This window comes from Stenotrophomonas sp. TWI273, from assembly GCF_039674765.1.
GTDB lineage: Bacteria > Pseudomonadota > Gammaproteobacteria > Xanthomonadales > Xanthomonadaceae > Stenotrophomonas.
On record NZ_JBDJOA010000001.1, the window covers coordinates 217,690 to 235,919 of the forward strand.

Below are 18,230 nucleotides of genomic sequence, written 5' to 3' on the forward strand. Positions count from 1 at the left end.
GCTTCTCACCCAGCGACGATAGGTTGCGAAGGATTAATCGACTAGAGGCCTTATTTCGAACAGGCCTAGAAATCTAATTTATTAATGCGCCGCCGCGCCAAGTCGATCGGGTCAGGCTGTCAGGGGCTGCGATAACGAAGTGCCTCAAGCACCAGTGCGAATGCAGGCGACTGCTGCCGTCGGCTCGGGTAGTAGAGGTGATATGCCGGCCGCGGCGGTGACCAGTCGCTGAGCACCTGCACCAGCCTGCCTTCCTGCAGGTCCGCATCTACCTGGTCCTGGGGCAGATAGGCCAAACCCAGTCCATCCAACGCTGCCTGATGCATCAGCCTCAAGGTGCTGAACGCAGCTCTGCCGTCGATCCGGACCTTCATCTCCCGCCCCCCCTTGAAGAACTCCCACACATAGAAGCCACCATGGGTCGGCAGATGCAGCCTCATGCAACTGTGCTCGGTCAGCTCGCCGGGCACGGTCGGGCGTTTGCGATCAGCAAAGTAGCTGGGTGCCCCTACAACGGCAAAGCGAAAGTCCCGGCTGATGGGGACCGAAATCATGTCCTTGTCCACCTCTTGACCCAGCCGGACCCCGGCGTCGAATCGCTCCGCCACGATGTCCTTGACCGTGTACTCGCTGATGATCTCGATGTTGACATCAGGATTATCGTGCAGCACCGGGGCCAGCTTCGGCCACAGGATTGTCTCTGCAGCATGTTCGACAGTCGTAATACGTACGGTACCTGCTGGCTTGTCCCGCAGGCTGCTGAGTGCCGCGATCTCGGTTTCAATCTGATCGAAGTGTGGCCCGATGCTGTTGAGCAGGCGCTCGCCAGCCTCGGTCACTGACACGCTTCGCGTCGTCCTGGTCAGAAGGCGAAGTCCCAACCTGGCCTCAAGCGTGCGAACGGTGTAGCTGAGCGCAGACTGGGAAACCCCCAGCTGCGCCGCCGCCTTGGTAAAGCTCCGCTCGCGGGCAACGGCGATGAAGGCCAGGTAATCGTTGACGTTGTCGCGGCGCATTCAGCAATACCCCTTCTAAGTCCATGCAAATTGTACCGGCTAATCAGCGTAGTGGTGCAGGGCTACTCTGGCCCTCGACAACTCTCACGCACGCTGAAGCGAGGCTGGACTCATGGCAGACAAGCAGGTTTGGTTCATCACGGGCACGACCCGGGGGCTGGGCACCGAAGTGGCCCGCGCTGCACTGGACGCTGGGCATTCGGTGGTCGCTACGGGGCGCGACGCCGACCGCGTTCGGGCAGCCGTGGGAGCACATGAAAATCTTCTGCCCTTGGCGCTCGACATCACCGATCCAGCCGCGGCGAGCGCTGCGGCGCAGGCAGCCGTTGCCCGCTTTGGCCGCATCGATGTGCTCGTCAACAACGCCGGCAACTTCTACGCCGGCTACTTCGAAGAGATCAGCGATGGACAGTTCCGCGCACAGATGGAGACCAACTTCTTCGGGCCATTGAACGTGACGCGCGCCATCCTGCCGGTCATGCGCAGACAGCGCAGCGGGCAGATCATCACCGTCACCTCCACTGCGGCGTTGATCGGCATGGAGTTCTGCGCCGCCTATGCGGCGTCCAAATTCGCATTGGAGGGCTGGCTGGAGTCCCTGCATTTCGATGTGAAGCCTTACGGAATCGATGTCATGGCCGTCGAGCCGGGCTTCTTCCGCACGGAATTGCTGGTCGAGGGATCTTCGACGATCTGGCCGGAACTGGCGATAAGCGACTACGCCGGACGCACTGCCCAGACGATCGCAGCGTGGAAAGGGATGAATGGCCAGCAGGGCGGTGATCCGGCAAAGCTCGCCGCGGCGCTGCTGCAGCTGTCGAATTCCACCGAGCTGCCGCAACGCTTCGTAGCCGGCGCGGACGCCATGGAAATGACAGAGGCCAAGCTGAAGACCGTTCAAGCCCAGATCGACGCCCAGCGAGACCTGTCTGGATCGCTGTCCTTCGATCCAGGGGCATGACACCCGAAATCCTCTGCACAGATGAAGGCTCAAGCATGACCTCTAGACTTTCAGGAACCGTTGCCCTGATCACCGGCGCAAGCAGCGGCATCGGAGCCGCAACCGCACACAGACTCGCGGCTGCCGGATCGTCCGTAGCGTTGGTGGCACGGCGCGGTGATCGATTGGGCGCGCTGGTCGCCGAGATCCAGAGCAATGGCGGCAGCGCAGTCGCGGTAGCCGCAGACATCAGTGACCGCACGCAGGCGAATGCTGCCGTCGAGTCGGTCGTCGAACGATTGGGCCGAATCGACATTCTGGTCAACAACGCCGGCCTGATGCTGCTCGGACCGGTGGTCGGGGCGAACGTGGAGGAATGGGAGCGGATGCTGGCCATCAACGTTCGTGGTCTGCTGTACATCACCCACGCCGCGTTGCCACACCTGTTGAGCGCTGCAGCCGATGGCCTACGCAATGTCGCCGACATAGTGAACATCAGCTCGGTGGCTGGTCGACGGGCTTCCGCATTGTTTGGCGTCTACAACCTGACCAAGTTCGGTGTGAATGGGTTTACCGAATCGCTTCGGCAGGAAGTCACCCGGCGCCATGTACGTGTCGGGGTGCTGGAGCCCGGCGCGGTAGCGACCGAACTGGGCTCGCACAACAACGATCGTGTACAGGGCGAGCTGCTTGATCCCTTCAACGCGCAACACCAGGTGCTGCATACCGACGACATCGCCGACGGAATCGCATTCATGGTGACCCGGCCGCGACACGCCTCGATCGCAGAACTTTTCATCATGCCGACCGATCAGGTCACTTGAGCAGGAACCAGACAATGAATGAAGAATTGAACTCCACGCCGTTGGGTGCCGCCAACCTCAGCCGGCGAAGCCTGCTTACCAACGCTGCGGTACTGACTGCCGGTATCGCGGCAGCACCGATGGGCCTGGTATCCACGACATCTGCCGCCGCTCCAGCCGCGCGAGGCCCTGACTCAGGAGGCGGGATCAGTACCCGCAGGTTGGGACAGCTGGAGGTTTCCAAGATTGGCGCTGGTTGCATGAGCATCAGCGCGAACTACGGCCCACCTGCAGAAAAGAGCCAGGGCATCGCCCTCATCCGGCGAACTCATGATCGCGGCGTAACCTTCTTCGACACGGCCGAAGTCTACGGTCCGTATACGAACGAAGAACTGGTTGGCGAAGCGCTGCAGCCGATCCGCGACAACGTGGTCATTGCCACCAAGTTTGGATTCAACGTCAAAGAGGGCGGCGTGACCAGCCATCCACGGCAAATCAAGAAGGTTGTCGAAGAGTCGCTGAGACGCCTTCGCACCGACCGGATTGATCTGTACTACCAACACCGCGTGGATCCGACGGTGCCCATCGAAGACGTTGCTGGTGCCGTCAAAGACCTTATCGCCGAAGGCAAGGTAATCCACTTCGGTCTTTCCGAAGCCAGTGCAAAGACAATCCGCCGGGCGCATGCCGTGCAGGCCGTCTCTGCTGTGCAGACGGAGTACTCCTTCATGGAGCGGAGCGTAGAGAAAAATGGTGTGCTCGCCGCCTGCGAGGAGCTGGGCATCGGGTTCGTCCCTTGGGGTCCCATCGGCATGGGCTACCTTCCGGGCTATATGGACCGATTCACTACGCTGAGCCCCAAGGACGACCTGCGGCACGATTTCGACCGCTTCCTGCCGGAGAGCATGGAGGCCAACCGGCCCATTGTTGAACTGCTCAGGCAATACGCCGAGGCGCGGAATATCACGACGGTGCAGTACGCCCTGGCGTGGTTGTTGGCCCGCAAGCCCTTCATCGTGCCGATCCCGGGGACACGCAAGGTGGCACACCTGGACGAGAATCTCGGTGCGGCCGACATCCTCTTGGAGGGCAACGAACTGCAGAGCCTGGAACGTGCCTTCGCGGCATTGCAGGTCCACGGCGGCCGAATGAACGCGATGCAGATGACGTTCGTTGACGATTCGAGATGATCAGTATGGGAACGCCCGGCTTCGTAGAGCGCGCGCCGGGCGGGCTCATCCATGCGACTTGCACTGCCACACCGAGTGATCACCACGCAGGGCGCGGGAGAGTGAAATGATCGACGAAGCCACCGCAGGAGATGAGGCTATGGACGCGCACGTACCAGAGCGCCGCGAATTCCTGAAGACAGGCGTTGGATTTGCATCAGCGGTAGCTCTGGCAACTTTTGGCGGCGGGCTTGCTACTGCTGCTTCGGCCGCAAGCCAACGGGGGGCGGGTGGGGCAGGGCGCACACGCAGAGCCCTTGTCATCAACGCACACCAACACTATCCCGGTATCAGCGAGGGTCGTTTGAACCAGACCCTGAGCAGGGTGATCCGAAAGCGGCTGGAGAGTAAGGGCTATGAAGTCCAAGTCACGGAAATTGCATCCGGCTACGACATCCAGGCGGAGGTTGAAAAGCACCTGTGGGCCAATGTCATCGTCACGCAGTCGCCGGTGTTCTGGTTCGGAAATCCCTGGATCTACAAGAGATACATCGATGAGGTATTCACTGCGGGGATGATGCAGCAGAGCTTCCTATCGGGTGACGGGCGATCGCGATCGGATCCGTCACGCCAGTATGGGTCCGGCGGCAAGATGCAGGGGAAGCGCTACATGCTTTCGCTGACGATGAACTCGCCGAAGGCCGCATTCGACGACGATCGCCAACACCTGCATAGGGGGTTGTCGCTGGATGAAGTATTCGCATCGAACACAGCCAACTACCGGTTCTGCGGTGCCGAGATCCTTCCTGTGTTTGCGTGCTACGACGTGGTCAGTGCTGCTGATGTGGACAATGACCTGAAGCGTCTGGCTTCGTACATGGACCAGCACTTCTCGTGAGCATTTGATCGGCGCCATGCGCCTTCAAACCGCAACACGCAGCCGTGGATAGTGCATACCGCAAGGATCAAGGACGCGCGTACTACCAAGCGCTGGGCATTGAGCGCTCCGATGCACCTTGGCGCCGAGAAGCGTTGCTGCGAAACCTGGACTTCTTCGGTGCGACACACGTGGCCTTCCTGTTCCTGCCAGCGATCGGCGACAGCGTGCGGGTGGTTTCTATCGCTGCAGCTGCGATCTCGTCCTTGTTGGGTGTCCGAGAGGGGAAGCAAGAGCCGATCCAGAGTTTGAGCCAGCGCAAGCCGGAGCCAACGAACCGGGCCAGCCGGGCCATTATGGCATTTCGCATAATGTATATTATGTTACGAAGCGTCCAGACTGGTGGGCTACTACTGTGGTTGTTTCTAATTGATGCCCTTGGATGGGCTCTAGCCCAGTCAGTGCTCCTAATTCGTGCTCTTGGATGAGATTTTCTTAGCCCGCTGCTTGGGGCTTGTCTTCCAGGGACCAGCAGTCACCTGGCCTCGACAGATCTGACGTGCACTCAGGCGAGCTCTTGCCCTCAGAGCTCACCGATTCCTCAGTCTCCTGGAGCCTGCCGTAGATTGCAGCGCCCACCATTGCCCGGAGAGCTTCCGCCAGACTGCCGGAATGTCTTTCCCGCCCGGACTCTCAGGGGGCAACCGACTTCCTATGCTTGGCCACCAAGTCTCCAGCAAGCGGGTTACCGTGTTCGGGGAGCCCGTACCTGGGTGTGCCCGAGCACGCTCGCTCGCCCCCCTGCGACAAGCGCTTCAGCGGCGCCGTGCACCTCTAGTTCCGTGATGCCGCGAGCCATTGAACTATCCCCTGTGCGGGCGCCCTGCCCCGTTGAGTCCGTGGTGGCGTTAAGTGCGGCATCCGGCCGCGACATCCGTAAAACTTAAGCAGGCGCGATCTCCTCAAGCGTGGATGGCCTTGACGGCCGCAAGTCGCCACAGCAGTCTTGACTGGCTCTAATGGCATCCACAGAGATGCCTTCAATCCGCGCTATTGCGGGCAGCCTGAGCAATTGGAGTTGGCCGGCGAGTTCGGTTGAGCGAGTGGGCCACACGTTCACATGTAGAGTCATCGGCAGATGTGGAATTGGCGTGGGATCCCACAGCACTCGCCGGTAGACCAGTCGCCCATCTACGAACCAGCGAATCTCGTCTGGCTCCCACTCGATGGCAAAGCTATGGGCGCTTTGCGATGCATCGAATCCAAGGTCGATACTTACCGGCGTCCCGCGATATCCGTAGTCGTATTTCGCCCCCTCAGCGCCGGGGTTATAAAATACGTTAACCAGCAAGCGATCGGGGCGGTCACCAGTGATCTCAATGTCAATCTCTTGGCGAGGGGAGTCACGATGGAGGAAGAAGCCCGTAACTAACCCCGGAACATTCGCAGCTTGCAACGTAGCTTCGAAGCGGCCGAACAGGAACCGACTTCGGGTTGATATGGCTGCGGCGCTCAGATCGCGCACGCCGAGTGCCTCTCTTCGCACCGTAAGGACTGCTCCATGCCCTGAACTGGTCGTGACATTCGCGGGCCTAAATAGGCCTAAATTGCCTGGGAACGTATCTTCCCGCAGCACCCATCGCGCTGGATCAATATCTTGAAGTTGATCAACAAAACGCGACTTGGTAATGTGAGCTAGCCCACTGGGCAGACAGGGCTTAATACCCATTCCGATTGACATCACATCCCGAGGGACGATCCATGGTGACTGATCGTGCATCAGCTGTTTCCGGCTGAAAGTGGCGCAGGGTTTGCAAGGATCAACATCAGCCAGCGCCCGTTGTCCGACTTCAGGAAATCGGGGATACGCATCCGGCGGCGGCGCTAAACGCAGGTACTGGCAGATCGCGAGCCAATTCCCTGCATCTGACAGATGCAGGGCGCCCTCTGACACGAGTTGGGCTAACAGCGAATGCTCGCGTGTCTCGATATCTCCCATGACAATAATTCTGGCGCTCGGGTAGATTCGTCTGAGCAGGTCGGCATGGCCTGAAAGCGAGGCAATATTTACATACGCATTGAACACGGCGTCACGGCGCCCAGCAAGAAGCGCGGACATTTCCGCTGCAGGCAAGTCCTCCAAGTCGCTACAGCAGCGATAGCCGAGCATGGACAGAGCCATCGCGAGTGATGACAGGCCGGATCCAGGAGAGCCGAAGGCAAACACTGGTGTTTCAGTGGGGCGGCGATGAAACACGCCAGGAGTCGTGTCATTCAGAACGCCAATTCGGCCCAATGCAGGAAGGATCGAGTAGGAGTTGGTCGATTCGAGATCACAGCGCTGGCTAATGACCGATCGCCGAACGGCGCGAACATCCATCTCACCAAACTTCTGGTTGATCCAAAGATCTACCGGGCCTCGGCAAGGCCCGAGATCGAGAAGGCGTTGTGCTCCGCGCGCGGATAGAACGTACCCTGATAGATACCAAAGACCACGCTCGGGCCGGAAGACGTTTGGTGAAATCGGAGCCTTGGGGGCGCCGTATCGGACCTCCTTATAAGAGAGATACAGAACATCAAATGCAGGCTCCGAACTACTGCTGGCATGTAACTCTGCCCAAGCACGCTCGACGAGCGTACCAAAGCCCCTGTCGAATAGGACATCATCCTCTAACACAAGCGCATATCCACCGGCAGATGCCGCGATCTTCTTCCATACAGCGATATGCGATCTTGCGACCCCGATCTCGGCGTCGCTCATTCGGATCGGCTCATCCAGCTTAAACGCGGCCGGTAGCGTCAAAGGCTGTGGCTCTACGAAAAGCTGGTCGGCCAAGGTGTAATGGATATCCACGTCGGGTGTTTGAAGGCTGCTGGCAGTGTAGGCCATGGCGTCGCAAGCCGAATGCCGGACGAGAAGATCGAGCAAGGGGCTACCTGACGCGTCCAAGATACGACGCAGCTCTTGCCGAACGGCCACCAGTCGCTCTGGCTGGCGATCTAGATTGATGACATAGATCTGGCTGATCGCCAGGCAGTCAGACTTCCCGCCTCGGCTGAAGGCTCGACACGATTGACGAGGAAGCAGGACCCGAGCTCGCATGCGGAGGGTGTTCAATACTCTTCGGAGGCCGCCCAGCCGCGGAAATAGGTTCATACGTTTTCATCTCCAGGCGTCTCGAAGACCCGTTGGTTGGAGTTGCGCCAATTGCGATCATCATTGCGGTAGCTTAGCGGCCACTTCGATACAGCAAATTCGCTCCAGTCTTTGAGAACTACGATCGCGTTTTCTAACTCACCCGCGACGCCCATCTGGAAGACTATCCTGGACAAATTACCTGGACCGGTGGTCGCCTGGATCTCCGGCAGTTCGCCCTGCACAGCTTCCACGAGGCATTGAGTGGCCCTTTCAAGTGCGCCCTCGATAACCAGGTCGCCCGATTGAGCTGACAACGGATTATTATTCAGATAAAAAATCCAGTTGCCCGCCTTCGCTGACGGCGACATGAAGTCACAGGGTTGGACCATTGTGTCCGAATCGATGTCATAGCAAAGCGGCTGAACTTTAAGCCCGTGACCTTCAAACAATGGGCTAATGTCCCCGGCTATGCAGACATCGTCTGCGTCCACGTAAAGCCCTCCCTCAACGTGCAGGAAGCACAATCGGAAATAATCGGCCTGCATCGCGGGATGGTAACAGCGCCTGTAAGCTGAAAGGTGCAAGGGACTGAGATGCTCTTCAATGTAAGCAGCAGCTCCAGCCGCATCGAACAGTCGGTGGGCATAACCTGCTTTTTGCCAATAAATCCAAGATTCAATGCAGTGAAGTACGTCGGGCGGCAGGTTCTGGAAATCGTGCCAGAACTGAACGATAGTCCTAGGCGTGCCGTCCACCTGCGAAACAGGCGAAGGCTTGGGTGGCTGGCGATGAATGATGCCCTTGATGTACTCCGAACGCTGCCGATGATGATCCGGCGTGTCTGCTTCAAGCGCCATGGGGCGGCCTCGAGATGGGATTCAATGGGACTTGGGAGGCTTGTGGTCAGCCTGTCTACGGGTGCCGTCTCACGATAGTACTCGCAGCCGGACCGTTCGATACCCATACGCCGCCCGACTACCCCTCAGTGGCGTGCGGCTGAGGCACGCCTGCAGCAGGCACAGATATGAGGGTGCCAAACAGCAGGTCATGCAGGGGCTGGGCGGCATTCCGCTGGGGCGCCCGGCCAAGCCCGCCGAGGTAGCCGATCTGATTGCATTCCTGGTCTCGCCGCGGGCGGCGTCCATCTCCGGGGCCGAGTACACGATCGATGGCGGCACGGTGCCGACCGCCTGAGGTTGCGCTGCGACCATCCGGGCCGCTCGCGCTCGCGGCCTTCACAGTTACCACGCCACCCCGAATGCAACTATGCAAGGACGCGACCTGCCCCCCTCGGTAACCTATGCCCCACTTTCGCCGTCTTTTTGGTCGTTGGCTCCGCCTGCGTCGTCTTGTCCGTTGGCGCTGGCGTGAGCGCCAGGCCTCGGTCCCGGCCATCGAAGCCACCGAGGTCCCCCTGCGTGCCGCGCTGTACAGCGTTGAACAGATGGAGGTGTACGGCCGCGCACTCGCGCGCCAACACCGGGTGCGGATGCGTCCTGGCGCAGAGCGCCTGCTCGATCGCCTGCAGGCCAACGAGCGTGTCCTGGAAGATGCCAACACGCTGCTGAGCAACGTAGTGCGCGAACAGCGGCCGGTGACCCCGGCCGGGGAATGGCTGCTCGACAACTACTACCTGATCGAAGAACAGATCCAGACCGCGCGACGCCACCTGCCGCGCGGCTACAGCCGGCAGTTGCCTTCCCTTGTCGCCGGCCCCTCGGCCGGGTTGCCGCGGGTGTATGAGCTGTCGATGCAGGCCATCGCGCATGGCGATGGCCGCATTGACGGCGATACGCTGGGCCGTTTCATCGCCTCGTACCAGTCGCTCGCGCCGCTGAGCCTGGGCGAACTGTGGGCCGTTCCGATCATGCTGCGCCTGGCCCTGCTGGAGAATCTGCGGCGCATGGCTGCGCGGGTGATGCGCGATGGGACGGACCGTGGCCTGGCTGCCCAATGGGCGGACAGCCTCAATCGCGCAGCGTCCGACACCCCGACCGATGTCGTGCTCGTGGTGGCGGACATGGCACGCTCCGAGCCGCCCTTGACCGGTGCCTTCATCGCCGAGCTGACCCGCTCGCTGCAGGGGCGCGGCGGCGCGTGGGCCATGCCCATCGCCTGGCTGGAACAGTGGGCCGCCGCGGCCGGGCAGCGCATCGACGAACTGGTCGCCGCCGAGGGCCAGCAGCAGGCGGCCGACCAGGTCTCCATCGGCAACAGCATCGGCAGCCTGCGCTTCCTCTCCACCATGGATTGGCGCACCTTTGTCGAAGACATGAGTGTGGTCGAGCAGCGGCTGCGGGAAGACCCGATGGCCGTCTATCCGCAGATGGATTTCGGCACCCGCGACGCCTATCGCCACGTTGTAGAGAAGATCGCGCGCGGTAGCCGCGTTGCGGAAGAACGCGTTGCGACCATCGCGCTGGATCTGGCACGCGCGGCTGCGCCGCACGATGGGCCACGTACGCACGTGGGCTATTGGCTCGTGGGCGAAGGCGCCTCGGCCACCGTCGACGCAGTGGCCGAGGCAGCGCCACGGCACCGCAAGGCCCGGCGACTGGCGCACCGCGTGCCCCTTGCCCTGTACCTGCTGCCGATTGCCCTGCTGGCGGTGGTGGCTACCGGCGGCCTGCTGGCATCGGGCAGTGGCGCGGTGCCCATCTGGCTGGCCGCGCTGCTCGGGCTTCTGGTGTTCAGCGAGCTGGGCATCGTCCTGGTGAACTGGACGGCGACGGTACTGGTCACGCCCAGGCCGCTGCCCAAGCTCGATTTCAGCGAAGGTATCCCCGCCGCCTGCTCCACCGTGGTCGCGGTCCCCTCGATGCTGTCCAGTATCGAAGGCATCGATGTGCTGACCGAGGCGCTGGAGGTCCGCTTCCTGGCCAACCGCGATCCCCAGCTGCGCTTCGTGCTGCTGACGGACTTCCTCGACGCCGCGGCCGCCGAGACGCCGACGGACGACACCCTGCTTGCGCACGCCGTGGAGCGCATCGAGGAACTGAACAGTCGCTACGCGGCCGAGCGCGGCGATCGCTTCTACCTGCTGCACCGCCCCAGGCAATGGAACCCGGGCGAAGGGGTGTGGATGGGGCACGAGCGCAAGCGCGGCAAGCTGGCAGCGCTCAACGCCCTGCTCCGCCAGGGCGATGCAGCCGCATTCATGCGCACCGTCGGTGACACGGCCGCCTTGGTCGGCGTCCGCTACGTCATCACCCTGGATTCGGACACGCAGCTTCCGCGGGATGCCGCACGCGCCTTCGTCGCCACGTTGGCGCACCCGCTCAACCGCCCGCGCTTCGATCCGGCGCTGCAACGCGTGGTGGAGGGCTACGGCATCCTGCAGCCCAGCGTCGGCACCAGTCTGGGCACGCGCCGCACCTCGCGGTTTGCGCGGATGTTCGGCAGCGAGCCCGGCATCGATCCGTACTCGCGCATGGTCTCGGATGTCTACCAGGACCTGTTCGACGAAGGCTCGTTCGTGGGCAAGGGCATCTATGACGTCGAAGCGTTCGAGCATGCGCTCGAGGGCCGCCTGCCCGAGAACCGCATCCTCAGCCACGACCTGCTGGAAGGCTGCTATGCCCGTGCTGGCCTGGTCAGCGATGTGCGCCTGTACGAGGACTACCCCGAACGCTACGCCGCCGATGCCAAGCGCCGTGCGCGCTGGATCCGCGGCGACTGGCAGCTGTTGCCCTGGTTGATGCCGTGGACACCGCGCCCGGGATCGGGATGGGAACGCAACCGGCTCAGCCTGCTGTCGCGCGGCAAGTTGCTGGACAACCTGCGCCGGAGCCTGGTGCCGATCGCCGCCTTGGCCTTGCTGGTGGCGGGTTGGCTGTATGCCGAACGCCCGGCTGCGTGGACGGCATGGGTGCTGGCGCTGTGGTTCGCGCCGCCGCTGATCGGCATGCTGCGCGATGCGCTGAGCGTTCCGGACGACACGCCGCTGGAAGCGCACTACATCATGGTCGGGCGCGGCACGCTGCAGTCGTTGCTGCGCGCGGCCACCCAGGTCGCGTGTCTGCCCTACGAAGCGTTGCTCGCCGGTGGCGCGGTGCTGCGCACGCTCTGGCGCATGACCGTCACCCGCCGCCATCTGCTGCAATGGAACCCCTCCAGCGAAGTCGAGCGCCGCCTCGGTAGCGACCGCGGCGCGGAATGGCGGGTGATGGCGCCGGCGTCGGTGCTGGCGGTTGCGCTGGCGGCGGTCGTGGCCAGCGTGGCTCCGCAGGCACTGCCTGTCGCCCTGCCCCTGCTGTTGGCGTGGACCTTCGCGCCCGCATTGATGGCGTGGCTGGGCCGGCCGCCGGCCGCAAGCGTGGCCGAACTGTCCGTGACCCAGCGGGCATTCCTGGGCCGGCTGGCGCGGCGCACCTGGTCGTTCTTCCAGGCGTGGGTGCGCGAGCAGGATCACTGGCTGCCGCCGGACAATATCCAGGAGCACCCGACGCTGGTGGTGGCGCGGCGCACCTCGCCGACCAACATCGGCCTGTCCCTGCTGGCCAATCTGTCCGCGTGGGATTTCGGCTGGCTCCAGCTGGGCGCGGTCGCGGAACGTACCGCCCTCACCTTCGATACGCTGGACCAGCTGCCGCGCCATCGCGGCCACTTCCTGAACTGGTACGACACCGAAACCCTGGCGCCGCTGCAGCCGCGCTACGTCTCCACCGTGGACAGCGGCAACCTGGCCGGCCACCTGCTGACGCTGCGCCAAGGCCTGCTCGCGCTGGTGGACGCGCCGGTGCTGGCGCCACATACCTTCGATGGCCTGGCCGATACGCTCGGTGTGCTGGAAGAGGAACGGCAGCGCCATCGCCCCGCTGACGCACTCCTGGGCGAGGCGCTCAACCACCTTCGCCAGCGCCTGGCATCTGCGCGTACCGACCATCCACGGGGGACGGCACAGCTGCTCGCCCGGTTGCAGGAGCTGGCCGCTCTGGCCGACGCCGTGCTGGCGCAGTGGCCGGCACCGGAGTCGCCCGAGGAAGGTGCGCTGCACTGGCCGGCCCTCTTCGCTGCCGAATGCCATGCCGCCCACGCGATACTCGCCGACCTCCCTGCCGATGCCAGCGCGGACGTGGAGGCGCCGGTACCCAGCCTGCGCCAGCTGGCCGCCCTGCCCGGTTCCGCCGGTGCGGACGCGCGCGCGCGCATCGAGCAGCTGCAGGCGTTGGCACACCGCGCCGGGCAGTTCTCGCTGATGGAGTACGGGTTCCTGTTCTACCGTACCCGCAACCTGCTCTCGATCGGCTACAACGTCGACGACCACCGCCTCGACAACAGCTTCTACGACCTGCTGGCGTCCGAAGCGCGGCTGTGCGCCTTCGTCGCCATCGCCCAGGGCCAGTTGTCACAGGAGAGCTGGTTCGCGCTCGGGCGGATGCTCACCGAGGTCAACGGCACGCCGACGCTGTTGTCATGGAGTGGCTCGATGTTCGAGTACCTCATGCCGCAGCTGGTGATGCCCAGCTATCCGGATACGCTGCTCGATCAGACCGCGCGACATGCGGTCGAGGCGCAGATCGTCTACGGCCGTAGCTTGAACCTGCCGTGGGGTGTGTCCGAGTCCGGCTACAACGCTGTCGATGCCCGCCTGAACTACCAGTACCGTGCGTTCGGCGTGCCGGGGTTGGGTCTCAAACGCGGCCTGGGCCAGGATCGGGTGATCGCGCCCTATGCCAGCATGATGGCGCTGATGGTGGCGCCGGAGGCGGCGTGCCAGAACCTCCAGGCACTCGAAGGTCTCGGGTTCTCCGGGCGCTTTGGCATGTACGAAGCAATCGACTACACCCCCGCCCGGGTGCCGCCGGGGCAGGATCACGTTCTGCTGCGTTCGTTCATGGCCCACCACCAGGGCATGGGCCTGCTGTCGCTGGATTACCTGTTGCGCGACCAGCCGATGCAGCGCCGTTTCGTTGCCGATACCGAGTTCCAGGCCACCTTGCTGCTGCTGCAGGAACGCATCCCGCGCATCGGCGTCTTCCATCCGCATGAGGTCGAAGCCCTGGGCGAGCACTCGGCCATGGCCGAGCACGAGACCTCCCTGCGCGTCCTGCGCGACCCGGCGGGCCCGCGCCCTGAAGTGCAGCTGCTTTCCAACGGCCGCTACCACGGCATGCTGACCCATGCCGGCGGCGGCTACAGCCGCCACGGTGACCTGTCGCTCACCCGCTGGCGCGAAGACGGCACCACCGATGCCTGGGGGTCGTTCTGCTACCTGCGCGACGTGGACAGCGGCGAGTTCTGGTCTGCCGCCTACCAGCCCACCTGCGTGGCGCTGGACCATTACGAGGCGATCTTCTCCGACGCCAAGGCAGAGTTCCGGGGTGCCCGCCGCGGCTGCGAGAGTCATCTGCAGGTCGCCATCTCCGCCGAGGACGACATCGAGCTCAGGCGCCTGCGCCTGACCAACCGCGGCCGTCGCCAGCGCACGGTGGAAATCACCACCTATGCCGAAGTGGTGCTGGCGCCCGCAGCGTCCGACGATGCGCATCCGGCCTTCAGCAACCTCTTCGTGCAGAGCGAGATCCTGGCCGCCAAGCAGGCCGTGCTCTGCACGCGCCGGCCCCGTTCGCACGACGAAGTGCCACCGTGGATGTTCCATCTGGTCGCGGTGCATGACGCCGAGGTGGTGTCGATCTCCTACGAAACCGACCGTGCGCGCTTCCTTGGGCGTGGCAACACGCCGCGGACGCCGCAGGCGTTGACCACCGATATCGACCTCTCCGGCACGGACGGCTCGGTGCTTGATCCGATCGTGGCCATCCGCGTGCGGGTGGTGCTGGAGCCCGAGCAGACCGTGCAGCTGGACATGGTGTTTGGCATCGGCGCCGACCGCACCGGGTGCGAGGCGATGGTCGACAAGTACCGGGATCGCCGCCTGGCAGACCGCGTCTTCGACCTGTCCTGGACACACAGTCAGGTGGTGCGCCGGCAGATCAACGCCAGCCAGGCCGAGGCCTCGCTGTACGAGCGCCTGGCCAGCCACGTGCTGTATGCCAATCCGCTGCTGCGCGCGGGCGACGCCGTCCTGCAGCAGAACCAGCGCGGACAATCCGGGCTGTGGGGCCATGCCATCTCCGGCGACCTGCCCATCGTGCTGCTCAAGGTCACCGACGCGGAGAACGTGGAACTGGTCAGGCAGCTGGTGCAGGCGCACGCGTATTGGCGCCAGAAGGGACTCAACACCGATCTGGTGATCTGGAACGACAGCAAGGCCGGCTATCGGCAGGAACTGCAGGACCAGATCCTGGGGATGGTGGCCGCCAGTTCGGAGACGGGCCTGCTCGATCGCCCCGGCGGCATTTTCGTGCGGCCGGTGCAGAACATGAGCCACGAGGACCGCGTTCTGCTGCAGGCCGTGGCACGGGTGGTGCTCAGCGACGAGGACGGCACGCTGGCGGCGCAGGTGGGGCGCCAGCCGCTGCCTGTGCGACGGATTCCGGCCCTGGTGCCGCAGGCGGAGCAGCAGGAGCTGGCCCTGGCGATGGAAGAGACGCCCGGGCTGCCCGTCGTCGCCGACCCGGGGCCCGAACCCGGCCTGCCCCCGGGCGTTGAGCACGACGAAGAGGTGGACGACCCGTGGCCGTTCCTTCCGTACCGCGGCGCCGGCCGATTCGACAACGGCACCGGCAGTTTCAGCGAGGATGGCCGCGAGTACGTGGTGGTGGTGCGCGAAGGTGCCCCGACCCCGGCCCCGTGGGCGAACGTGATCGCGAACGCCCGCCTGGGCACGGTCGTCAGCGAAAGTGCACCGGGCTATACCTGGTTTGAAAACGCACACGAATTCCGCTTGACGCCCTGGCTCAACGATCCGGTGTCCGATACCGGCGGCGAAGCCTTCTACGTGCGCGATGAGGACACCGGCCGTGTCTGGTCGCCGATGCCGCTGCCATGCCGGGGCACCGGGGCGTACCGTACCCGCCACGGCTTTGGCTACACGGTCTACGAGCATATCGAAGACGGCATCGCCAGCGAGTTGTGGGTCTTCGTCGATGTCACCGCACCGCTGAAGTTCTCGGTCCTGCGCTTGCACAACCTCTCGGGCCGGCCACGGCGCCTGTCGGCCATCGGCTACGTGGAATGGGTCATGGGTGACCTGCGCCCGAAGTCGCGCATGCACGTGGTCACCGAACGCGACCCGCAGACCGGGGCGCTGCTGGCGCGCAACAGCTACAGCACCGAGTTCGGCGGCCGGATGGCCTTCTTCGACACCGATGCCGAGGGCTGCGGCTGGACCTGTGACCGCCTGGAGTTCATCGGCCGCAACGGTGGCCTGCACGCACCTGCGGCGCTGCGTCGCGAGCGTCTGGATGCACGGGCCGGTGCGGGCATGGATCCCTGCGCGGCGATCCAGGTGCCGCTGGAGCTGGCGCCGGGCGACCGCAGTGAAACCACGTTCCGCCTTGGCGCGGGGCGCGACCGCGAGGAAACGCTGGCGTTGGCACGAAGCCGCCAGGGCAATCAGGAAGCCATCGATGCGTTGGATGCCGTGCGGATCCACTGGCGCAATGTACTGGCCACGGTGCAGGTCCGCACGCCGGACCCGGCGTTCGACGCACTGGCCAATGGCTGGCTGGTCTACCAGACCCTGGGCTGCCGCTACCTGGCACGCAGTGGCTACTATCAATCCGGCGGCGCGTTCGGCTTCCGTGACCAGCTGCAGGACGCGCTCGCCCTCGTACACGCGCGCCCGGACCTGACCCGCGAACACCTGCTGCTCTGCGCGGCACACCAGTTCACCGAAGGCGATGTGATGCACTGGTGGCACCCGCCGCAAGGTCGCGGCGTGCGCACCCGCTGCTCGGACGACTATCTGTGGCTGCCCCAGGGCGCATGCCGCTACCTGGAGGTCACCGGCGACGCCAGCGTGCTGGACGAAGTGGTTGGCTACATCGAGGGTCGCGCGGTGACGCCGGAGGAGGAAGGCTACTACGACATGCCCACCCTTTCGGCACAGCGCGGCACACTCTATGCACACTGCGTCGTCGCGCTGGAACGCGGGTGCCGGTTGCTCGGCGAACGCGGGCTTCCGTTGATGGGGAGCGGCGATTGGAACGATGGCATGAACCGCGTCGGCGACCAGCAGCGCGGTGAAAGTGTGTGGCTCGGGTTCTTCCTGCATGACACGCTTCGCCGCTTCATCGGGCTGGCCAACGCGCGTGGCGATGCCGCCCGTGCGCAATGGTGCGAAGAACAGGCCGAACGCCTGCGCCAGAACCTGGAACAGCATGCCTGGGACGGCGCGTGGTATCGCCGTGCCTGGTTCGACAACGGCGCCATGTTGGGCTCGTCACAGAATCAGGAGTGCCGCATCGATTCGATCTCCCAGAGCTGGTCGGTGCTGTCAGGCGTTGCTGCGCCTGAGCGTGCCAGCCAAGCACTGGATTCGCTGTACACGCATCTGGTGCGAAAGGACGCCAAACTGATCCAGCTCCTCGACCCGCCCTTCGACCAGACCACGGAGGACCCCGGCTACATTCGGGGTTACGTACCGGGCGTGCGCGAGAATGGCGGCCAGTACACCCACGCGGCGGTGTGGGCGGCGATGGCATTCGCACAGCAGGGCGATGCAGTGCGTGCCTGGGAGCTGGCCGGCATGATCAACCCCCTCAACCACACACTGGACGCCGAGGCGGTCCAGACCTACCGCGTCGAACCCTATGTGTTGGCCGCCGATGTCTATGCCGTGTCACCGCACGTCGGGCGAGGCGGCTGGACGTGGTACACCGGGTCGGCCGGTTGGATGTATCGCCTGCTGGTGGAATCCCTGCTCGGCATCCGTCGCGACGGTGATCGTCTTTCGCTTGAACCTTGCCTGCCCGATCATTGGCCGTCCTTCGAACTGAGCTACCGCTTCGGGCGCAGCCTGTACGAGTTCGTGGTGACCCGCACTGCGCAGGGTCAGCCGACGCTGCATGTGGATGACGTCCTGCAGCCGGACCTGACCGTCCTGCTCCGCGACGACGGCCATTACTACCGTGTCGCGCTTGATCTGGGTGCACCTCCGGGATGAGCGTTCGTCCCGACATACAGGTGCAGCTTGATGCGCTGGGCGACAAGCTGGACCACTGGGTGGCGCGCGTGCGCCACCCAGCGCAATTCTGGCCGCAGTTTGAACAGCTGACTGGTGAGATTCTTGACCAATGCGCGAACGCGGAGAGGGACCATGCGCGTGCGTCTATACAGGCCATGCTCGAACACCATGCGCTGGAACTCCCATCCTGGCACGAACGAGGCGACACCCTGCCGCCGGGGAAGCCGGGTGCGTGACAACGGATCCCCCGTGC

The 18,230-nt window shown here is 63.9% G+C and carries 10 protein-coding genes and 1 pseudogene; 7 read left to right on the forward strand and 4 right to left on the reverse strand.

The genetic code is table 11. The features are described from left to right. Positions 1-119: 119 nt before the first annotated feature. The gene (locus ABE571_RS00840; protein WP_346493010.1) at positions 120-1,016 is read right to left on the reverse strand and encodes a LysR family transcriptional regulator; all 897 of its coding nucleotides are present in this window, start codon (positions 1,014-1,016) and stop codon (positions 120-122) included. 112 nt (positions 1,017-1,128) lie between these two features. Between ABE571_RS00840 and ABE571_RS00845 the strand changes: the two genes are divergently transcribed. From ABE571_RS00845 to ABE571_RS00860, 4 genes are all read left to right on the forward strand, one after another. Beyond that, complete coding sequence (locus ABE571_RS00845) at positions 1,129-1,977, forward strand: SDR family NAD(P)-dependent oxidoreductase (protein ID WP_346493011.1); 849 nt, start codon at positions 1,129-1,131, stop codon at positions 1,975-1,977. Positions 1,978-2,012: 35 nt separating this feature from the next. Continuing rightward, positions 2,013-2,780: an SDR family NAD(P)-dependent oxidoreductase gene (locus ABE571_RS00850; protein WP_346493012.1), complete on the forward strand. Its 768-nt coding sequence runs from the start codon at positions 2,013-2,015 to the stop codon at positions 2,778-2,780. 14 nt (positions 2,781-2,794) lie between these two features. Beyond that, positions 2,795-3,949, forward strand: coding sequence for an aldo/keto reductase (locus tag ABE571_RS00855; protein ID WP_346493013.1), 1,155 nt, complete (start codon positions 2,795-2,797; stop codon positions 3,947-3,949). Positions 3,950-4,055: 106 nt separating this feature from the next. Further along, positions 4,056-4,826 carry an NAD(P)H-dependent oxidoreductase gene (locus ABE571_RS00860; protein ID WP_346493014.1) on the forward strand — a complete coding sequence of 257 codons (771 nt, stop codon included), beginning with the start codon at positions 4,056-4,058 and terminating at the stop codon, positions 4,824-4,826. Between the two features lie 569 nt (positions 4,827-5,395). Here the strand turns inward: ABE571_RS00860 and ABE571_RS00865 are convergent. From ABE571_RS00865 to ABE571_RS00875, 3 genes are all read right to left on the reverse strand, one after another. After that, positions 5,396-5,545: a hypothetical protein gene (locus ABE571_RS00865; RefSeq protein WP_346493015.1), complete on the reverse strand. Its 150-nt coding sequence runs from the start codon at positions 5,543-5,545 to the stop codon at positions 5,396-5,398. A 203-nt stretch (positions 5,546-5,748) separates the two neighbouring features. Then, on the reverse strand, positions 5,749-7,962 hold the full coding sequence (locus tag ABE571_RS00870; protein WP_346493016.1) for a family 16 glycosylhydrolase: 2,214 nt from the start codon (positions 7,960-7,962) through the stop codon (positions 5,749-5,751). After that, on the reverse strand, positions 7,959-8,801 hold the full coding sequence (locus tag ABE571_RS00875; RefSeq protein ID WP_346493017.1) for a glycosyltransferase: 843 nt from the start codon (positions 8,799-8,801) through the stop codon (positions 7,959-7,961). The genes ABE571_RS00870 and ABE571_RS00875 overlap by 4 nt, the downstream gene beginning before the upstream one ends. A 166-nt stretch (positions 8,802-8,967) precedes the next feature. On the opposite strand from ABE571_RS00875, the pseudogene ABE571_RS00880 reads away from it, so the two are divergent. The 3 genes and pseudogenes from ABE571_RS00880 to ABE571_RS00890 all read left to right on the forward strand — a co-directional run. Beyond that, positions 8,968-9,138: pseudogene (locus tag ABE571_RS00880) on the forward strand (SDR family oxidoreductase); the annotation flags it as partial. Between the two features lie 106 nt (positions 9,139-9,244). Beyond that, entirely contained in the window at positions 9,245-17,956 is an 8,712-nt protein-coding gene (locus ABE571_RS00885) for a glucoamylase family protein (protein WP_346493018.1), read from the forward strand. Further along, positions 17,953-18,213, forward strand: a complete 261-nt coding sequence (locus tag ABE571_RS00890; protein WP_346464960.1) for a hypothetical protein — start codon at positions 17,953-17,955, stop codon at positions 18,211-18,213. Before ABE571_RS00885 ends, ABE571_RS00890 begins: the two co-directional genes overlap by 4 nt. Positions 18,214-18,230: the final 17 nt, after the last annotated feature.